Origin of the sequence: Rhodococcus sp. 05-2254-5, from assembly GCF_002258575.1 — a bacterium.
Classification (GTDB): domain Bacteria; phylum Actinomycetota; class Actinomycetes; order Mycobacteriales; family Mycobacteriaceae; genus Rhodococcoides; species Rhodococcoides fascians.
In genome coordinates this window covers 217,533-234,808 of sequence record NZ_NOZG01000033.1, presented here as the reverse complement: position 1 = coordinate 234,808, position 17,276 = coordinate 217,533, and the positions used below count along the sequence as shown (strand labels likewise).

The following is a 17,276-nucleotide window of genomic DNA, read 5'->3' as shown; positions in this document are numbered from 1 at the left end:
CGGTGCAGTAGTTCGGCTGATTACGCGCGAGCCAGGACTTCCCGAGCTCCACGAACCACGGCTTCGTCGACGAATCGGCCGGAGTCGTCGACTGTCGGTCCTCCGTGAGCTGCGTCGTACAGCTCGAGCAACCTCCGAGCGGCGTTCACATCTTCGTCGGTGGGTGTGAGTGCGGCGTTGATGATGGGCACCTGGCTGGGGTGCAGTGCTGTTCGGGCTCGAAAGCCCATCTCGACAAACCGTGCGGTGGTGGTCTCGAAGCCGGCGAGGTCTCGAAAGTCCGTCGATGTGGGTGCGATCGGGGCTGCGATACCAGCTGCAGCGCAGTCGATCACGATGCTCGTGCGGATTCCGTCGATCACCGTCGCCGTGTCCTCGGAGCGGGTGATGCGCAGGTCTGCCAAGAGGTCGACCTCGCCTATCCCGAACGTGCGAATTCGGTTGCAGCGGGCCATCTCCGGCAAGGCACGCAGTGCGTGGGCGGTTTCGACGAGACCGATCAATTCGACATCGGGGAGCCCTCTCTCGGAGAGAATTCGGTCGGCATGGGTGAGCGAATCCACCGAACATTTTGCAACCATGATGCCGGTGATCCCCACCCTGCCTACCGCGTCGAGATCCTCCTCGAGGAATTCGGGGGTGACGCGAACCCATACTTCGGTGGCGGTCGGCTCTGTGATGTCGAGCCACTGCGCGACGTCGTGGCGAGCTCGTTCCTTGTACGGCAACGGAACTGCGTCTTCGAGGTCGATGATGACGGCGTCGGCCGCGCCTCGTACTGCCTTGTCGAACAGCTCGGGCTTGACCGCAGGAACATAGAGAAACGACCGGGCGGAGGACAGTGTCATCGGCTTGTACGAGCTTCCAGGATCTGGGTGATCGATGTCGCGGCGGCGACCACCTGGCGGGCATGAATCATGTGTTCGTCGTCCGCCGAGGACGAGTAGCGGAAGGCCGGACCGGACGAACTGACAGAGCCGAGTACATGTGCGGCCCCGTCGAAGAACGGTGCCGCAATGGAGGCAGCTCCGGTGTTCCGCTCGTTCGTGGAGGTGGCGTACCCATTGGTGCGGATGTCCTGAAGTCCTGCGTGGAAGCGACTTTCGTCGGCATCGGGGGAGTGTGCCCGCAGCTCTTGGAAGGCCTCCACCGCAAAGCGTTCGGGCAGGAAGGCCAATATCGCGCGGCTCGATGCTCCTGAGTGCAAGGCGTACTGGGGCCCGATCTCGACCACCATCTTCACCTCTTGCGGGCTCTCGTATTGGTCGAGGTACACGCGTCGATGCCCGACGAGGACCGACAGAGTTGCGGTCTCACGGGTTTGAGCGCGCAGGGAACGCAGGACCGGGGCAGCGACGGACCTGACGTCCAGCTGGCTCCACGCCTTGGTTCCGAGGCCGATAGCCGCAGGACCGAGGGCGTATGTCGACTCTCCCACGACCGGCTGCACGATCGAGCGTGACGCCAGCGATTGCAGGATTCGGTGCACGACGGCCTTGCTCAGTTCGAGTCTGCGTGCGATCTCCGAAACCCCCAGGGCCCGATCGGATTGTGCGAAAGCAATGAGCACATCGGCGACACGATCTGCCGACTCCGTGCCCGTCGATGTTTCCAGTACCGGCTTGCTGACCATGTGTGTCACCTTTCGGATGTTCCAGCGTTCCGCTGGGCGAACCATACCCGTAACAAGAATTTGACGAAAGGTCCTGTTCTGAGCGCGTGATGCGTGACATACTCGGTTCCAGCGAGAAAAGTCATCAATCTGATGGTGCGCTCAGCGGAACGATCGAGTTCCGCCCTCTTGTTCGACTCGGCGCCGGTGGGTGCGGAAGGCAGACACAACAATGAAGAAGCTCGTAGGTGTGCTGACAGCGGTTGCGGTCGTGGGTGCGGCAGCGTGTGGATCCTCATCGGGTTCGGACGATTCGGGGCCGATCAAGATCGGCTCGGTGCACCCCACCACCGGTGCGCTCGCCGGTGTGGGTGGTCTGATGAACGACGGTGCAGCGCTGGCAGTTTCCGACATCAATGCGGCAGGCGGCATCGCTGCCCTCGACGGGCGGTCACTCGAACTGGTGTCCGGTGACAGCCAGGGCAAGGCCGAAGTCGGCCAGAGCGAGGCACAACGCTTGATCGACGACGGTGCCGTGTCCCTCGTCGGTACGTACCAGAGCGACGTGACGCAGAACGTCGCGTCGGTCGCCGAACGGTCTCGTGTGCCCCTGGTCATCGACGTCGCGGTGGACGACAAGATTCTCGAACAGGGTTACCAGTATTCGTTCCGTATGCAGCCGAATGCCTCGAGCATGGGCACCGACGGTGCCAAGGCGCTCGCCGCGATCGAGGAGCAGACCGGCCAGGCCATCGACAGAGTGTCGTATCTGCACATCGAAGGCTCGTTCGGCGACAGCGTCTTCGACGCCTTCGAGGCCGAAGCAGCAAATCAGGGAATCTCCTCCGTGCAGGAAATCACCTATCCGGCAACGAACTTCTCGGACGCGACCACCCAGGTTCGGGAGGCAGCCGTGTCCAATCCCGATGTCATCGTCGCCACCGGTTACTACCCGGACGGGTTGTTGATCGCTCGCGCGGTCGAGCAGTTGAACCTGAACGTCAAGGGCGTGTACGGAATTGCCAACGGCGCGTTCGACGACAGCTCCTTCCCGAGCGATGCCGGTGCTGCCGGCGCAGGCGTTCTCAGTGCCAATTACCACTTCGATGCCACCAGCGACCGCGTCACCGACATCCGTGCACGCTTCGAGGCTCAGTACGGGCGACCCATGGAAACGGCAGCGATGTTGTCCTACCAGGCAGTCGAGGTTATCGCGGCCGGCTTGGAAGGCGGCGCTTCGACCGACCCCGAGGATCTGCGGGACGCGATTGCGGGCGTCTCGATCGAGGATCCGTTGCTCGCGTTCAGTGGGCCGATCGAGTTCGACGAAACCGGTGAGAACAAGAACGCGACCGTCATCGTCACCCAGGTACGCGACGGTGCGATCGCCCAGGTCTTCCCCGAAGAGTTCGCAACGGACGCAATCGAGTTCCCGGTAGGGGCGGGACAATGACGTCCGCGGCCCCCACCGTCGACAAGGCGGGAAAGCGCGGACTCTCGGGTCTCGGCCCCGGTGCTCCCGTGCTGGCCGCGATCGTCGTCGTCATGGCGGTCATCTATTTCGTCGGTGGTAAGGACCAGGGACTGGTCACCCAGGCGGTCGTCTCCGGTCTGCTGCTCGGCGGCGTCTACGCACTGATCTCGGTCGGGTTGACGCTCATCTTCGGCGTTCTCGGCATCGTCAACTTCGCCCAGGGAGCGATGCTGACGATGGCCATGTACATCGTCTACGCCTTGTCCACGGCAGGCCTTCCGGTCTACGTCGCGACACTCGTGGCGGTTCCGCTGATGTTCGTCTTCGGCATGATCGTGCAGGCGACGTTGCTGACCAAGCTGACGATCAGCGGGAGCCACGACGGCCCGCTGCTGGTCACTCTCGGTCTGTCGCTGCTGATCATCAACGTGCTGTTGATGATCTTCGGCGGACGTCCACAGTCGGTGCAGGCACCGATCGACGGTTCGCTGAACGTGCTCGGGGCCGTCGCATCATGGCCACGTGTGGTGGCGTTCATCGGTGCTGCGCTCGTCGCCGTTGCGTTGACCGCCGTGTTGAAGCGGACGCCGCTCGGCTTGTCGATCAGGGCAGTTGCGTCGAACTCGGAGGGGGCCAAGCTCGTCGGCGTCGACATCGGCCGGGTCTACGCTCTCACCTTCGGAATCGGCGCGGCCTGTGTGGCTGTGGCCGGCGGATTGATGACGCCGTTCACCAGCCTCACGCCGTCGGTCGGCGAGCAGTTCACGATTCTGGCGTTCGTCATCGTCGTTCTCGGCGGACTCGGCAGCGTGGTCGGTGCCGTGGTCGGCGGGCTCGTCATCGGGCTCGTGCAGACGGTCGGCGCGCTCTACCTACCCGGAACGGGCTCGCTGATCCTCGTGTTCGCAGTGTTCGTCCTCGTCCTGTTTCTCAAGCCCGAAGGATTGTACGGAGCTCGCCGATGACAACGACCGGTACCGCACCCACCCCGGTGCAGGACGATTCACGACTGAAGGACACGTGGCTTCGTCGCCAACTGATCACGCTGGCAATAGGATTCGTCGTCGTCGCGGCATTGCCGTTGATGCTGGGCGAGCAGGCGCAGACCGTGGCCGTCCGCACGTTGATCTTCGCGATCATGGCGGTGGCCTGGAACATCATGAGCGGCTTCGGCGGCATGTTCAGCTTCGGTCACGCCGCGTTCTTCGGCATCGGCGCTTACACGGGTGCGTTCCTGCTCGTCGAACACGATGTGTCGCCGTGGATCTCGATGATCGTGGCCGCGTGTATCGCCGCTGTGGTGGGCACACTGATCGCCTATCTGTGTCTGCGTTACCGGCTTGCCGGTTCGTACTTCGCGTTGGCCACGTTCGCCTTCGCCCAGATGTTCCTGCTGTTGGTCCAGAATCTCGAGGTTTTCAACAAGACCGAGGGCTTCAATGTGCCGATTCTGCCTCGTGATTCGTGGTGGATGTTGCAATTCGAGAAGGGCAGCGCCAACTACCTCTGGATCCCGTTGGTGATACTTGCTCTCGCGGTTCTCGGCACCATCTTCTACACGCGTTCTCGTGCAGGCCAGTTCGTCCAGGCCACCCGCGACGACGAGACAGCCGCAGCATCGCTCGGTATCGACACGATGAAGTATCGGCTGATCGCCGTCGCGGCGAGTTGTGCGCTGACCGCCGTCGCCGGCGTCTATTACACGCAGTACTACTTCTTCGTCGGCCCCGAGCAGGCCTTCGGCTCGGCGGTATCCGTCGAAGCCATCGTGCCGGCGGTCATCGGCGGAATCGGAACGATCTGGGGTCCGGTGATCGGTGCCGCCGTCATCGGGCCGCTGTCCGAGTTGATCAACCAGTTGCTCAGAAACCCGCCGCAATTCCTCGAATTCCTGCAAGGAACAATCGGTTTGGACGTCGCCGCCTATTCGGTGATCCTGATTCTGATCGTGATCTTCCTGCCCAAGGGAATCTTCGGGACAATCCGTGAGAGGTGGAACCGATGAGCCTGTTGAGCATCGAGAACCTGAGCAAGTCCTTCTCGGGAATCCACGCGGTACGCGAGGTCAGCCTCGACGTGCCCGAGCACGAATTCCTCGGCATCATCGGCCCCAACGGGGCCGGTAAGACGACCCTGTTCTCCCTGCTGTCGGGTGAGCAGCCCCCGACAGCAGGCCGAGTGATCTTCGACGGAACGGATATCACCGGATGGCCGGCGAGCAAGATCGCGCGGGCCGGTCTGGTGCGTACGTTCCAGTTGATGCGCCCCTTCGAGTCGATGTCGGTACTCGAGAACGTCACCATTGCCGCACTGTCGAAGCGTAAGTCGCGCAAGGATGCTCGACGCCACGCGCTCGAAGTGCTCGACCGGGTCCAACTGTCGGATCAGGTCGGCGGCAAGGTCTCGACCATGTCCACTGCGGGGTTGAAGCGACTCGAACTCGCGCGGGCTCTCGCGATGGAGCCGCAGGTCGTTCTGCTCGACGAAGTACTGGCCGGGCTCGTCCCCGCCGAGCGCGCACCCATGATCGAGCTGTTGCGCAGCGTACATCAGCAAGGCCAGACGGTGATGTTCGTGGAGCACATCATGGCAGCGGTGATGGCGTTGTCCGAGCGTTTGGTCGTCATGCACGAGGGCGCTGTGTTGACCTCGGGCGACCCGCGCACTGTCGTCGCCGACGAACGAGTCGTCGAGGCCTACCTCGGTGAGGAGAAGACCGCATGATGCTCGAAATCGACGACCTCCACGCCGGCTACCGCAGGCTGGAGATTCTGCACGGACTGACGCTGGGGGTCGACAAGAACGAGATCGTCTCGCTCATCGGTGCCAACGGTGCGGGTAAGACGACGACGCTACGTGCGTTGTCCGGCCTCGTCACCACGTCGGGTGGCCGAATCATGTTGGACGGAAACCCCATTCACGGCATGCGTGCCGACCGAATCGTCAAGGCGGGTCTGGTCCACGTGGCGCAGGACCGCGCGCTGTTCGGTAGCCTCTCCGTAGCAGAGAACCTCGAGATGGGTGCCTACTCGCAGAAGCACGGAACCGTACGCTCGTCGTTGGATTCGGTCTTCGAGTTGTTCCCCATCCTCGCCGAACGCCGGGAACAACGCGCCGACACCATGTCCGGTGGGCAACAACAGATGTTGGCCATCGGACGAGCCATGATGGCCCGTCCCCGGGTGCTGACGCTGGACGAACCGTCCGTCGGACTGGCACCGAAACTCGCCGCGGAGGTTCTCGACGCTATCGTGCGCATCCGCGACTCCGGCGTGACGGTGCTGATAGTCGAACAGAACGCCGCGCAGGCACTGGCGATCTCCGATCGCGCCTACGTGATCGAGAGCGGCTCGATCGTGTTGACCGGCAGCGGTTCCGAACTGGCACACGACGAACGCGTCAAAGCGGCGTACCTCGGCATTTAGGAGCCCCACGCACATGCACCTCTTGGCTTTCACCCCGATCGACGTCGACTCTGCCGAACTGGCTCGTCGGCAGCGTCGGTACGACCAGTTGGCCCCGTCCGGCGTCACTGTCGAACTCCGCAACATCGGACCCGACGCGCCCGATGCGCTCGACACGGAATTGGACATCAGACGTTCCGAGGATGTCCTGTCTGCGGCCTTTCATGCTCTACGCGACACCGAAGCAGACGGCTTCCTGCCCGACTGCGTGCTGGATCCGTGCGCAGAGGAAGCGGACTCGTTTGCTGTACCCCTGTACGGATTGACTCGACTGACCGCGTCGTTCCACGCATCCCAAGGAAGCCGCATCGGCGCTCTGGCCCGAAACGAGGCCATCGCCGCCGAACTGGACCGCAGGCTCGGCTTCTACGGTCTCGTCGCCGAGGCCACTGTTGTTCTGGGACTGGGTGTTCACGACATCGCCGATACTCGGGCGTGGGTACGAGCAGTGTCCGAGCACGCGCGCGAGTTGCACTGCGACGTCGCAATCAACGCCTGTTCGGCAGTCGACCTGACGGATCCTCCGGTGTCTCCGTGGGTAGTGGACCCCACAGCAACGGCGCTACGACTGCTGGGACTTCGCAGCGAATTGAAGGTCCTCGCATGAGCGCGGAGGGCCCCGATCTCGTCGTTGCAGGTGCGGGCGGCGGACTCGTCGCGGCGCTCAGGGCTGCTCAGCTCGGTCTCGACGTATTGGTGGTCGAGGCGAGCGAACACTTCCGGCGCGGCAACAACACGGCGATGTCCACCGCGATGATCCCGGGCGCGGGCTCGCGGTGGCAACGCGACGCGGGAATCGACGACTCACCGCAGCAGTTCGTGGACGACGTGCTGCGCAAGACCAAGGGCACAGCCGACGCTCGGTTGGCCACGGCGCTTGCCGACGTCAGCGCTCCCTTGGTGGAATGGTTGGCAGATCATCTGGATCTTCCGCTGGCGTTGGTGACCGACTTCGCGTACCCGGGGCACTCCCGATTACGTTGTCACACGGTCGAAGGCCGACACGGTAGCGCGATGCTCGATCACCTCGCCCGCGCTGTGGCGGCCGAGCCTCGGATCGACATGCTGGTTCCGGCGCGCCTCACCGATGTGTCGGTCGACCTCGACGGTGGAGTGGACGCGGTGACTGTCACGCTGCCCGACGGCAACACCGAGGTCATCCCTACTCGCGCAGTACTGTTGGCCACCAACGGATACGGCGCGAACGAGGCTCTCGTGGAGCAGCACGCTCCGGAAATATCGTCGGCGCGGTACCACGGCAGCGAGCACTCCACCGGAGATGCTCTCGCCATCGGGCGCAAGCTGGGAGCGGATGCGGCGTACCTCGACGCCTATCAGGGGCACGCGGCACTGTCGAAGAAGGCGACGACGCTCGTCGGCTGGGCCACTGTGATGCACGGCGGAATCGTGCTCGACGCAACGGGCCGCCGATTCGGTGACGAAACCACCGGCTACTCCGAATATGCCGCCGCTCTCGCGGCTCGGCCCGGATCCGAGGGCTGGGTCGTCATCGACAGGGAGGTCTACGACAAGTGCCTGTCGTTCAAGGACTTCGAGCAGACGGTGGCCTCCGGTGCGGCAGTGTGGGCCGATGACGCTGCAACTCTGGCCGACGCGACCGGCCTGCCGGCCGAGGCGGTGGCAGAAGAACTCGCGGCTGTGGCAGGGTATGCACAGGGCGACGTGCCGGATCCGTTCGGCCGCAGCTCTTTCGAGCACACCCTGACCGAACCGTACGCGGCCATCAAAATCGTCCCCGCGTTGTTTCACACGCAGGGCGGCCTCGTCGTCGACGAGAACGCGCGAGTACTGCGGCCCGACGGGTCTGCAATCGACGGCCTGTTCGCCTCCGGCGGCGCGGCAATGGGCATTTCGGGCCACGGGGCCGCCGGTTATCTGGCGGGCAACGGGTTGTTGCCCGCGCTCGGGCTCGCGTACCTCGCGGCCAGTTCTCTCACAACTTCCTAACTAGTGAAAAATCTCGAAAGGACAACCATGTCAACGTTGTTGATCACCAATGCCCGCATCGTGCGACCGGGATCGGACGCTCCCGACGAGGGGGAGTTCCTCGACCTTCTCATCGAAGACGGCAAGTTCACCCGCATCGAAGCGGGAATCGATGCCGCCGGAATCGACACGGTCATCGACGCCGCAGGCAAGGTTGCGTTCCCCGGAGTGGTCGACGCGCATCAGCACTGGGGTATCTACAACTCGCTCGGTGAGGACGCCGAGATCGAGTCGCGGGCCTGCGTGCAGGGCGGCGTCACCACCTCGCTGTCCTACATGCGTACCGGGCAGTACTACATGAACACCGGCGGCTCCTACGCCGACGTCTTCCCGACCGTGCTCGAGGCCACCGAGGGCCGACCGTACGTGGACTACGCCTACCACCTGGCACCGATGTCCAAGGGTCACATCGACGAAATCCCGGCACTTATCGCCGAGCATGGCGTCACCTCGTTCAAGATCTTCATGTTCTACGGCAGCCACGGCCTGCACGGGCGCTCGACCGACCAGAGCGAGTTCCTGATGACGCCCAAGGGTGAGCGTTACGATCTGGCGCACTTCGAGTTCGTGATGCGCGGAATTCAGGCTGCGCGCGAACAGTTCCCGGACAAGGCCGATCACATCTCGCTGTCGCTGCACTGCGAGACCGCCGAAATCATGAGTGCGTACACCAAGATCGTCGAAGAAGAAGGCACATTGCAAGGCCTGGCCGCCTACAGCGCGTCACGGCCACCGCACTCCGAGGGCCTCGCCGTCACGATCGCGTCGTTCCTGGCCGACGAGACGCAGCTGCCGAACATCAACCTGCTGCACCTGTCCTCGCGCAAGGCGCTGACGGCGGCAATGCGGATGGCGAAAGCCTTCCCGCACGTGAACTTCCGTCGTGAGGTGACCATCGGGCACCTGTTGGCAGATATCGACACCGCCTACGGACTCGGCGGCAAGGTCAACCCGCCGTTGCGTCCTCGAGACGACGTCGAAGCGTTGTGGGAGCACCTGCTGGCCGGCGATATCGACTGGGTCGTCAGCGACCACGCGTGCTGCAAGGACGAGAAGAAGTTCGCCGAGGACCGCGGCGACATCTTCGCCGCCAAGTCCGGCTTCGGCGGGGCCGAGTACCTGCTCCCCGGTTTGGTCAGCGAAGGCCGCAAGCGCGGGCTGAGCTGGCGCCGGATCGCCGAGCTCACGTCCCTCAACCCGGCGTTGCGCTACGGCCTGCCGGGCAAGGGCGACATCGCCGTCGGGATGGATGCAGACCTCGCGCTGGTCGACCCCGATCACACCTGGACCGTGAGCCCCGAAGGCTCCGAGTCGGCCCAGGAATACACGCCGTTCCAGGGCTTCGAACTCGGTGCCAAGGTGACCGACACGTTCGTCCGCGGACAGCGTGTGCTCGCTGACGGTGCCGTCTCCGGCGCGCCCGCCGGTCGCTACCTGCACCGCCCGTACCTGTGACGGGGCCGCTCGAGGGCGTCAAGGTACTCGATATCTCGACGATCCTCGCCGGGCCGCTCGTCGCGCAGATCCTGGGTGATTTCGGTGCCGAGGTCATCAAGATCGAGCACCCCACGAAGCCCGACGGGATGCGCGGACACGGTCTGGACAAGGACGGACACCCGCTGTGGTGGACGATGATCAGCCGCAACAAGCGGACGATGACGTTGAATCTCGGCAACGAGCGCGGAGCGGAGATCTTTCGGCGTCTGGCGGCAGAGGCCGATGTAGTGGTCGAAAACTTCCGGCCGGGCACACTCGAGCGCTGGGGGCTGGGATACGACGTCCTGTCCGAGGTGAACCCCGGCCTGATTCTGTTGCGTGTCACCGGTTTCGGGCAGACCGGTCCGTATTCCACCAGGCCCGCATTCGGAACACTCGTCGAGTCGATGAGCGGCTTCGCCCACCTGACCGGTGAAGCCGACGGCCCGCCGACGCTCCCCGCATTCGGGCTCGCCGATTCCCTTGCCGGAATAGCGGGCTCGTCGGCAGTGTCCATGGCATTGCTGCACCGCACCAACAACGGCGGCAAGGGGCAGGTCATCGACCTCGACCTGTTGAGCCCGATCATGGCCGCAGTCGGCCCGGGCGTCATCTACGCCGACCAATTGGGTATCGACCAGGAGCGCACCGGAAACAGGTCCAGCAACAACGCACCACGCAACCTGTACAAGACGGCGGACGGCCATTGGCTGGCGATCTCGACCAGTGCCAATTCCATCGCCGAGCGGGTCCTCGTTCTCGTCGGCCACCCCGAGGTGCTCGACGAACCCTGGTTCGCCACCGGCCGGCAGCGCGCAGCGCACGCGGATCTGTTGGACGATTACGTCGGGGGCTGGATCGCCGAGCGGACGCGGGACGTCGTCATCGACGAGTTCGAGAAGGCAGGTGCTGCAGTCGCTCCCGTGTACAAACCCAGCGAACTGCTGTCGGATCCGCAGGTCAATGCCATCGAGATGGTGACGACCGTGGAAGACGACGATCTGGGGCCGGTCCGTATGCAGAATGTCATGTGGCGGATGGGCGGTAGCCCCGGCCGAATTCGGCACACCGGTCGACGGCACGGGGCCGATACCGACGACGTACTGTCCGAACTCGGCTGTACGGCGGACGAGATCGAGGCCATGCGACGCGACAGCGTGGTGTAGATCGATCCCGCGGTAGCGGGTGTCGGAACGCCGCGGCGGGTCAGGCGGGGAGCTGTCGAATCACCGAAGCGACGGCCTCTGCCTGGTCTGCGATACGAGGGCCCCATCGACTCGACAGGTCCTCGTCCATCGGGAAGATCCGGCCGTCGCGGACGGCGGTCATCGATCCCCAACCCGGTCGTGACGAGACGGAAGCGGCTGTGGCGCCACAGCATTGGGCGTCGGCAAGAAACACCACATCCGGGTTCGACGTGATCACGGCCTCGGCGGCGAGCTGCGGGTAGTCGCCGGCGTCGGAACCGTCGGCGATGCTGGTGAGTCCGAACAGACCGTAGATCTGCCCGACGAAGCTCGCACTCGTCACCGTGTACAACGTGTCGTCGAGTTCGTGGAAGTACGTCAGCGGCGCTTCGCGGGTCGGGACGCTCGCGACGGCTGCGTCTATCCGGTCACGAGTCCGGGATATGACGGCATCGCCGTCGGCGTCGTGGCCGGTGGCGTCCGCGACGCGCTCGATCTGCGAGTAGGCATCGTCGATGCTCGTCGCGGCAGGCAGCACCAGCGTCGGAACGCCTGCCTCGGCCAGTGTCGACGTCACGAGGCCCAGGTCGGTGGAGGCGATCACCAGATCGGGGTCGTACGCCACGATCGCTTCGAGGCTCGGGGTGAACGCCGACAACCCTGTCTTCGGAGCATCGGCGGGGAAGTCCGATTGATCGTCCACGGCCACCACCTGGTCGCCCGCCCCGACGGCGTACAGCGTCTCCGTCGCGGTCGGGCTCAGCGACACGATCTTCTGTGGAGCAGCGTCGATGATGACCGAGCCGCCGTCCGAGCCGGATTTGATCGTCCTCGGAAACTCGCCACTCGCCGCGGGTGCCGGATCGGCGGCGGGTGGCGCGTCCGTTTCCGTGGTGCTGCATCCCGCCGCTACGAGCGCGACGACCGCGAACCCGGCTGAGATTATTCGTGCCGATCGACGCTGCACTGCCACTCCTGTGTTGTCCGGTTTCTCTTCGAACGCCAACACTATCGGGGAGCGGTCAACGCCCCAGGCTCCGTGCCAAGTACCTACCGGTGTGAGTGTCCGAGGCCACCAATTCGTCGACCGTCCCGGTGAACGTGATCAGCCCGCCGTTGTGGCCGCCGTCGGGACCGAGATCGATGATGTGATCCGCCGCGGCGACGACGTCGAGGTTGTGTTCGATGACGATCACCGACCTGCCCTCGTCGACCATCCCGGACAGCAACGCGATCAAGTTCGACACATCCGACGGGTGCAGTCCCGTCGTCGGTTCGTCGAGCACCAGCACCGAGGACGACCCGATCAGCTCGGTGGCGAGTTTGAGACGTTGCCGTTCGCCGCCGGACAGTGACGACAAGTTCTGACCGAGCGAGAGGTAGCCGAGTCCGACGTCCCGGCAGCGGCGAAGAATGTCTCGAACCTTCTTGACCTCGAAGAAGTCCTGCGCATCCTCGACGGACATCTCGAAGATGTCGGCGATGCTGACGCCGTCGACGGTGTGCCGGATGGCCCCGGAGCGAAAGCGCCTGCCCTGGCAGGTCTCGCAGGTACTCGTCACGGGATCGGTGAACCCGAGTTCGGTGAAGATGACGCCGCTGCCTTGGCAATCGGGGCACGCGCCGTCCGAGTTGGGGGAGAACAGCGACGGCGGCTGGCCCGTCTTCTTGGCAAAGTACGCGCGGATCGGATCGAGCAGACCGGTGTAGGTCGCGGGGGACGAACGGCGTGAGCCCCGGATCGGTGCCTGGTCGATGACGACGGCGTCGGGCGCGGCCTCGCGCAGGTGTCCGTGGATGAGGCTCGACTTCCCGGAACCGGCGACACCGGTGACGGCTGTCAGTACCCCGAGCGGGATGTCGACGCTGACGTCGCGCAGGTTGTGGGTTGTGGCACCGGAGATGCTCAGCCAGCCCGAAGGCGCACGGGGAGTTCGTAACTCGGCGTCGTCACGCCGGAGCGCGGAGCCGGTCCTGGTGTCGGCTCGGCGGAGCTCGTCGAAGGTTCCCTCGAAGACCACTGTGCCACCGGACTTTCCGGCGCCCGGTCCGATCTCGACGATGCGGTCGGCGATGGCCATCACCTCGGGGTCGTGCTCGACGACGAGGACGGTGTTGCCCTTGTCGCGCAGCGCGAGCAGCATGTCGTTCAGACGGTGGACGTCGCGAGGATGCAAACCGGTCGTCGGTTCGTCGAAGACATAGAGCATGTCGTTCAGCGTGGCTCCGAGGTGACGAACCATCTTGATGCGCTGGGATTCACCACCCGAGAGCGAGGACGTGGCACGGTCCAGGCTCAGGTAGCCCAGGCCGAGATCGACGAGCCTGGTCAACTGCGTGACGATTTCGGCGGTGACGGAGTGCAGGCCCTTGATGTCCCATTGTTCGATACGGTCGGCGAGTTCGGAAACCTGCATGGCGAACGCGTCGGGCAGGGACAGTCCTCCGAGAGTGGCACCGCGGATGGTGTCGTTGTAGCGGGAACCGCCGCAGGCCTCGCAGACGCCGCGCGTGACGATGCGCTCGAACGCGGCTTTCGCCTTGCCCTTGAGCGCATCTGCGTCCTTCGCGAGGTAGCTTCGGCGGAACCTCGACACGATGCCCTCGTAGCTCTTCATGACGGCGTCGGGATTGGTCACCTCGACCTCGCCGGGCTTGGCGTCGAAGAAGAGGTGACGCTCCCGCGCCGAGTACTGCTCGATCGGGACGTCGAGATCGAACAGGCCCGAGTCGGCGAACACCCGGTACGGCCATTTGCCGACCTCGAAGTCAGGATGCTTGAACGGGCCCTCGCGCAACGACTTCGACTCGTCCACCAGTTCGTCGAGGTCGACGACCTTCGCCTCGCCGAGCCCCTCGCATTCGAGACACATTCCGGCGGGGTCGTTGAACGAGAAGGCGTTGGCGTAGCCGATGTTGGGCGTGACGGCGCGGGACCACAGCATGCGCAGCCAGTCTCCGATGTCGGTGATGGTGCCGACCGTCGACCTCGGTCCACCGAACAGTCGCCTCTGATCGACGATGACGACGGCCGACAGGTTCGCGATCAGATCTGCATCCGGTCGGCCGTAGGACGGTAGGAACGTCTGCGCGAACGCGGTGAACGTGGAGTTGATCTGCCGCTGTGCTTCGGCGGCGATGGTGTCGAACACCAGTGACGATTTGCCCGACCCGGAGACGCCGGCGAACACGACCAGCGAGCGTTTCGGCAGATCGAGGTCGACGTCGCGCAGGTTGTTCTCTCGGGCTCCACGCACGACGATCGTGGACAGTGCATCGGTAGGTGGCTGGTTTTGTGCTACTAGCTGGGGCTCGGTCATCGCGTTGTCGATTGCCTTTCGCCGCGCCCCGAAGGGCGTACACCCACGTTGGTTCGCGCAGTGCCGCCGCAGCCTACCGTACGGTGTACGGAAACGCCACAGGTAACGGATCGACGCAAGGAGCGATCCATCAAAGACGGCTGCTGTGGTGGGGGTTTGTCGTAACGAAAGGTCTCGATGTCGACGAGAAGGCATGTGTTCGCAGCCTGCATTGTCGTGTTGCCGATGCTGGCGGGGTGCAGCACGCCGCACGCAGACGTCGGCACGGAGGTCGAGGCGGTGCCAGGGGGAGGCCTCACGCGCTCTACCGTTGTGCCGAGGATCGTCATCCCCGATACCCCGACGGTCGAGAGGCCCGCACCCGCAGCCCCCGCCTACATGCCTCCGGTTGTGTGTATGAATCTGCAGTCAGCGCAGAACGCGATCCAGGCGGCCGGTGTCTTCTACTCCCGCAGCGCAGACGCGTCAGGGGAGGGCCGTATGCAGGTCAACGATTCGAACTGGATTGTCGTCGAACAGGATCCGGCTCCCGGCGTCCTCATCCGCGAGGGCGATGCGGTGCTGTCGGTGGTCAAGACCGGGGAACCGAACAACTGTTGATGGGTGGTCAGCTCGGTAGGCGGTGTCGAGCTTCGGACTCGGCCTCGCTGCCGGGGGTGCTGTAGGCAAGGTGCCCGCCGATGAGTCCGCCGAGTCCTGCGGCTGCGAGGCCGGCCGCCGCCAGAGCTTTGGCGACTCCGTCGGTCTGCTTCCGGCGACGGAGGTAGGAGCCCAGAAAGAGGAACACCCCGGTTGCGTTCGAGGCCGCGTGGATGATGCCGACCCGACGCTGAACAGTGTTCATCGTCGACCAGTCGGCCCATCCGGTCGCTATCGCCGGCGGCGCGGACGCGAGACCCAGCGCGACGACAATTTTGGCCGCCCTGGACTGGTTCTTGACGAGGTCGAGCGCGACGGCGCTGGTCCAGCTGCCGATGGTCACCGTCACCAGCGCGGGGTGGATGGGGTGCCCGATCCACCGGCCGTGCAGCGCTGATCCGACGGCACTGTCCGCTACCGCAGGTGCAAGTACGCCATGGATCGCGTCGCTGGGTCCGTCGAGAAACGAGGCAGTCTCGAGACTGTCGAGTGCTTGTTTGATTGTCATGCAACACCGAATGCCCCGTGATCGGCGAGCGAACCATCGACGTCGAAGTCGAGGCAAGAAGCTTGGACGCCCTATAACGTCATTGTCATGACGAACGGCACCCGAGTCAGCACCGTCGACGGCGTTCTGCGCAGGTCGGCGGCGAAATTTCCCGACCGTACGGCCGTGACATTCGATGGCCGCAGCCATAGCTACCGCGAGCTCGACACTGCCGTGACGCGGGTCGCCCGTCGGCTGGTTGCTATGGGCTTGAACAAGGGTGACCGGGTAGCGGCGTACGGCGTCAACTCCGACGCGTACGTGGTGGCATTTCTTGCCTGTGCGCGAGCAGGATTGGTGCACGTGCCCATCAACTACGCACTCGTGGGCGACGAGCTGCTGTATCTGCTCGATCAGTCGGGCGCACGGGCTGTGCTCGTCGACCCGGAGTTGTCGAACACTCTCGATTCCGTTCGGAGTGGCACCGCCGTCGAGTTCGTGGTGTCGCTTCCGGATCTGCTCGACGCTGCTGGGGATGATTCGGTCCTCGAGCCGGCCGCGGACTCCACGGACCTGGTGCAGTTGCTCTACACCTCCGGCACGACGTCGAAACCGAAGGGCGCGATGATGTCTCACGGCGCGCTCGTTGCCGAGTACGTCTCGTGTGTGATCGCTCTGGGGTTCACCGAAGACGACGACCCGCTGTTGGTGATGCCGATGTACCACTCGGCCGGGATGCACGTGTTCATGCTGCCGTATCTGTCGGTCGGGGCGACCGTGCGACTGATGCGCAAGCCCGACGTCGCGGAGATTCTGCGGCGGATCGAGGACGAGAAGATCAAGTCGTTGTTCCTGGCCCCGACGGTGTGGGTTCCGCTCGCCAATCATCCCGACCTCGATTCTCGTGATCTGGCGTCGTTGAAGAAGGCGCAGTACGGGTCGTCGATCATGCCCGTCACCGTGTTGACCCGGCTGCGTGAGCGATACCCGGACATCGAGTTCTACAACTGCTTCGGACAATCCGAAATCGGTCCGCTGGCAACGGTTCTTCAGCCGTCCGAGCACGAGGCCAGACCGGCGTCGTGTGGTCGTGCGGTGTTCTTCGTCGAGACACGCGTCGTCGACGCGGACGGTAACGATGTGCCGGACGGTGAGCCCGGTGAGATTCTCTACCGCTCGCCTCAATTGTGCGACGGGTACTGGGACAAGCCGGAGGCGACGGCGGATGCGTTCTCGGGTGGGTGGTTCCATTCGGGTGATCTGGTGACTCGGGACGCCGAGGGGTTCATCACGGTCGTCGACCGGATCAAGGACGTCATCAACACGGGCGGGATTCTGGTTGCTTCTCGTGAGGTCGAGGACGCGATCTACACGCACCCCGCCGTTGCCGAGGTCGCGGTCATCGGAACTCCGGACGACAGGTGGATCGAGGCGGTGACTGCTGTCGTCGTGCTCAAGGACGGAAGTCAGGTGTCGGCGCAGGAGTTGATCGACCACGTGAAGGGCAGGATCGCGCCGTTCAAGGTGCCGAAGGCCGTCACTTTCCTGGACGAGTTGCCCCGCAACCAGAGCGGAAAGTTGCTCAAGCGCGCGTTGCGCGCCTGAGTTGT

General features: G+C 64.3%; 16 protein-coding genes. 11 read left to right on the top strand and 5 right to left on the bottom strand.

All coding sequences use genetic code 11. From position 1 onward, the window contains the following. Positions 1 to 20 precede the first annotated feature (20 nt). Both CH278_RS26180 and CH278_RS26175 read right to left on the bottom strand, forming a co-directional pair. The gene (locus CH278_RS26180) at positions 21 to 848 is read right to left on the bottom strand and encodes an HpcH/HpaI aldolase/citrate lyase family protein (protein WP_094623272.1); all 828 of its coding nucleotides are present in this window, start codon (positions 846 to 848) and stop codon (positions 21 to 23) included. Next, the gene (locus tag CH278_RS26175; RefSeq protein WP_032384779.1) at positions 845 to 1,633 is read right to left on the bottom strand and encodes an IclR family transcriptional regulator; all 789 of its coding nucleotides are present in this window, start codon (positions 1,631 to 1,633) and stop codon (positions 845 to 847) included. Before CH278_RS26175 ends, CH278_RS26180 begins: the two co-directional genes overlap by 4 nt. Before the next feature lie 211 nt (positions 1,634 to 1,844). On the opposite strand from CH278_RS26175, the gene CH278_RS26170 reads away from it, so the two are divergent. From CH278_RS26170 to CH278_RS26130, 9 genes are read left to right on the top strand one after another with little or no spacing between them, the layout of a single operon-like run. Further along, a complete protein-coding gene (locus CH278_RS26170; protein ID WP_027497866.1) occupies positions 1,845 to 3,065 on the top strand; it encodes an ABC transporter substrate-binding protein in 1,221 nt (406 codons plus the stop codon). Beyond that, positions 3,062 to 4,051 (top strand): branched-chain amino acid ABC transporter permease, encoded by a 990-nt coding sequence (locus CH278_RS26165; RefSeq protein WP_094623271.1) that lies wholly within the window; start codon positions 3,062 to 3,064, stop codon positions 4,049 to 4,051. The genes CH278_RS26170 and CH278_RS26165 overlap by 4 nt, the downstream gene beginning before the upstream one ends. Continuing rightward, a complete protein-coding gene (locus tag CH278_RS26160; RefSeq protein WP_094623270.1) occupies positions 4,048 to 5,091 on the top strand; it encodes a branched-chain amino acid ABC transporter permease in 1,044 nt (347 codons plus the stop codon). Before CH278_RS26165 ends, CH278_RS26160 begins: the two co-directional genes overlap by 4 nt. After that, the gene (locus CH278_RS26155; RefSeq protein WP_094623304.1) at positions 5,088 to 5,810 is read left to right on the top strand and encodes an ABC transporter ATP-binding protein; all 723 of its coding nucleotides are present in this window, start codon (positions 5,088 to 5,090) and stop codon (positions 5,808 to 5,810) included. The genes CH278_RS26160 and CH278_RS26155 overlap by 4 nt, the downstream gene beginning before the upstream one ends. Continuing rightward, the gene (locus CH278_RS26150) at positions 5,807 to 6,511 is read left to right on the top strand and encodes an ABC transporter ATP-binding protein (RefSeq protein ID WP_032369048.1); all 705 of its coding nucleotides are present in this window, start codon (positions 5,807 to 5,809) and stop codon (positions 6,509 to 6,511) included. Before CH278_RS26155 ends, CH278_RS26150 begins: the two co-directional genes overlap by 4 nt. Before the next feature lie 13 nt (positions 6,512 to 6,524). Further along, complete coding sequence (locus CH278_RS26145) at positions 6,525 to 7,157, top strand: hypothetical protein (RefSeq protein WP_094623269.1); 633 nt, start codon at positions 6,525 to 6,527, stop codon at positions 7,155 to 7,157. Beyond that, entirely contained in the window at positions 7,154 to 8,518 is a 1,365-nt protein-coding gene (locus CH278_RS26140) for an FAD-dependent oxidoreductase (RefSeq protein WP_094623268.1), read from the top strand. The genes CH278_RS26145 and CH278_RS26140 overlap by 4 nt, the downstream gene beginning before the upstream one ends. 27 nt (positions 8,519 to 8,545) lie before the next feature. Continuing rightward, on the top strand, positions 8,546 to 10,012 hold the full coding sequence (locus CH278_RS26135; RefSeq protein WP_094623267.1) for a dihydroorotase: 1,467 nt from the start codon (positions 8,546 to 8,548) through the stop codon (positions 10,010 to 10,012). Continuing rightward, complete coding sequence (locus CH278_RS26130) at positions 10,009 to 11,199, top strand: CaiB/BaiF CoA transferase family protein (protein WP_032369045.1); 1,191 nt, start codon at positions 10,009 to 10,011, stop codon at positions 11,197 to 11,199. Before CH278_RS26135 ends, CH278_RS26130 begins: the two co-directional genes overlap by 4 nt. A gap of 40 nt (positions 11,200 to 11,239) precedes the next feature. On the opposite strand, the gene CH278_RS26125 is transcribed toward CH278_RS26130, so the two are convergent. Together CH278_RS26125 and CH278_RS26120 are read right to left on the bottom strand one after the other, a co-directional pair. Then, the gene (locus tag CH278_RS26125; protein WP_179274415.1) at positions 11,240 to 12,187 is read right to left on the bottom strand and encodes an ABC transporter substrate-binding protein; all 948 of its coding nucleotides are present in this window, start codon (positions 12,185 to 12,187) and stop codon (positions 11,240 to 11,242) included. Positions 12,188 to 12,242: 55 nt separating this feature from the next. Next, positions 12,243 to 14,540 carry an ATP-binding cassette domain-containing protein gene (locus CH278_RS26120; RefSeq protein WP_094623266.1) on the bottom strand — a complete coding sequence of 766 codons (2,298 nt, stop codon included), beginning with the start codon at positions 14,538 to 14,540 and terminating at the stop codon, positions 12,243 to 12,245. Positions 14,541 to 14,936: 396 nt separating this feature from the next. Between CH278_RS26120 and CH278_RS26115 the strand changes: the two genes are divergently transcribed. Beyond that, a complete protein-coding gene (locus CH278_RS26115; RefSeq protein WP_094623302.1) occupies positions 14,937 to 15,140 on the top strand; it encodes a PASTA domain-containing protein in 204 nt (67 codons plus the stop codon). A gap of 7 nt (positions 15,141 to 15,147) precedes the next feature. Here the strand turns inward: CH278_RS26115 and CH278_RS26110 are convergent, their stop codons facing one another. Then, complete coding sequence (locus CH278_RS26110; protein ID WP_032388485.1) at positions 15,148 to 15,687, bottom strand: DUF2231 domain-containing protein; 540 nt, start codon at positions 15,685 to 15,687, stop codon at positions 15,148 to 15,150. An 87-nt stretch (positions 15,688 to 15,774) separates the two neighbouring features. Here CH278_RS26110 and CH278_RS26105 point away from each other — a divergent pair, with 87 nt between their 5' ends. Continuing rightward, positions 15,775 to 17,271 carry a fatty acyl-CoA synthetase gene (locus tag CH278_RS26105; RefSeq protein WP_094623265.1) on the top strand — a complete coding sequence of 499 codons (1,497 nt, stop codon included), beginning with the start codon at positions 15,775 to 15,777 and terminating at the stop codon, positions 17,269 to 17,271. Positions 17,272 to 17,276 lie beyond the last annotated feature (5 nt).

Bases quoted from the DNA above. Each gene is read 5' to 3' on its own strand.
- CH278_RS26105 (WP_094623265.1), top strand. From the start codon at position 15,775: ATGACGAACGGCACCCGAGTCAGCACCGTCGACGGCGTTCTGCGCAGG.
- CH278_RS26150 (WP_032369048.1), top strand. From the start codon at position 5,807: ATGATGCTCGAAATCGACGACCTCCACGCCGGCTACCGCAGGCTGGAG.
- CH278_RS26110 (WP_032388485.1), bottom strand. From the start codon at position 15,687: ATGACAATCAAACAAGCACTCGACAGTCTCGAGACTGCCTCGTTTCTC.
- CH278_RS26180 (WP_094623272.1), bottom strand. From the start codon at position 848: ATGACACTGTCCTCCGCCCGGTCGTTTCTCTATGTTCCTGCGGTCAAG.
- CH278_RS26175 (WP_032384779.1), bottom strand. From the start codon at position 1,633: ATGGTCAGCAAGCCGGTACTGGAAACATCGACGGGCACGGAGTCGGCA.
- CH278_RS26135 (WP_094623267.1), top strand. From the start codon at position 8,546: ATGTCAACGTTGTTGATCACCAATGCCCGCATCGTGCGACCGGGATCG.
- CH278_RS26165 (WP_094623271.1), top strand. From the start codon at position 3,062: ATGACGTCCGCGGCCCCCACCGTCGACAAGGCGGGAAAGCGCGGACTC.
- CH278_RS26140 (WP_094623268.1), top strand. From the start codon at position 7,154: ATGAGCGCGGAGGGCCCCGATCTCGTCGTTGCAGGTGCGGGCGGCGGA.
- CH278_RS26145 (WP_094623269.1), top strand. From the start codon at position 6,525: ATGCACCTCTTGGCTTTCACCCCGATCGACGTCGACTCTGCCGAACTG.
- CH278_RS26170 (WP_027497866.1), top strand. From the start codon at position 1,845: ATGAAGAAGCTCGTAGGTGTGCTGACAGCGGTTGCGGTCGTGGGTGCG.
- CH278_RS26155 (WP_094623304.1), top strand. From the start codon at position 5,088: ATGAGCCTGTTGAGCATCGAGAACCTGAGCAAGTCCTTCTCGGGAATC.
- CH278_RS26160 (WP_094623270.1), top strand. From the start codon at position 4,048: ATGACAACGACCGGTACCGCACCCACCCCGGTGCAGGACGATTCACGA.
- CH278_RS26120 (WP_094623266.1), bottom strand. From the start codon at position 14,540: ATGACCGAGCCCCAGCTAGTAGCACAAAACCAGCCACCTACCGATGCA.
- CH278_RS26115 (WP_094623302.1), top strand. From the start codon at position 14,937: ATGAATCTGCAGTCAGCGCAGAACGCGATCCAGGCGGCCGGTGTCTTC.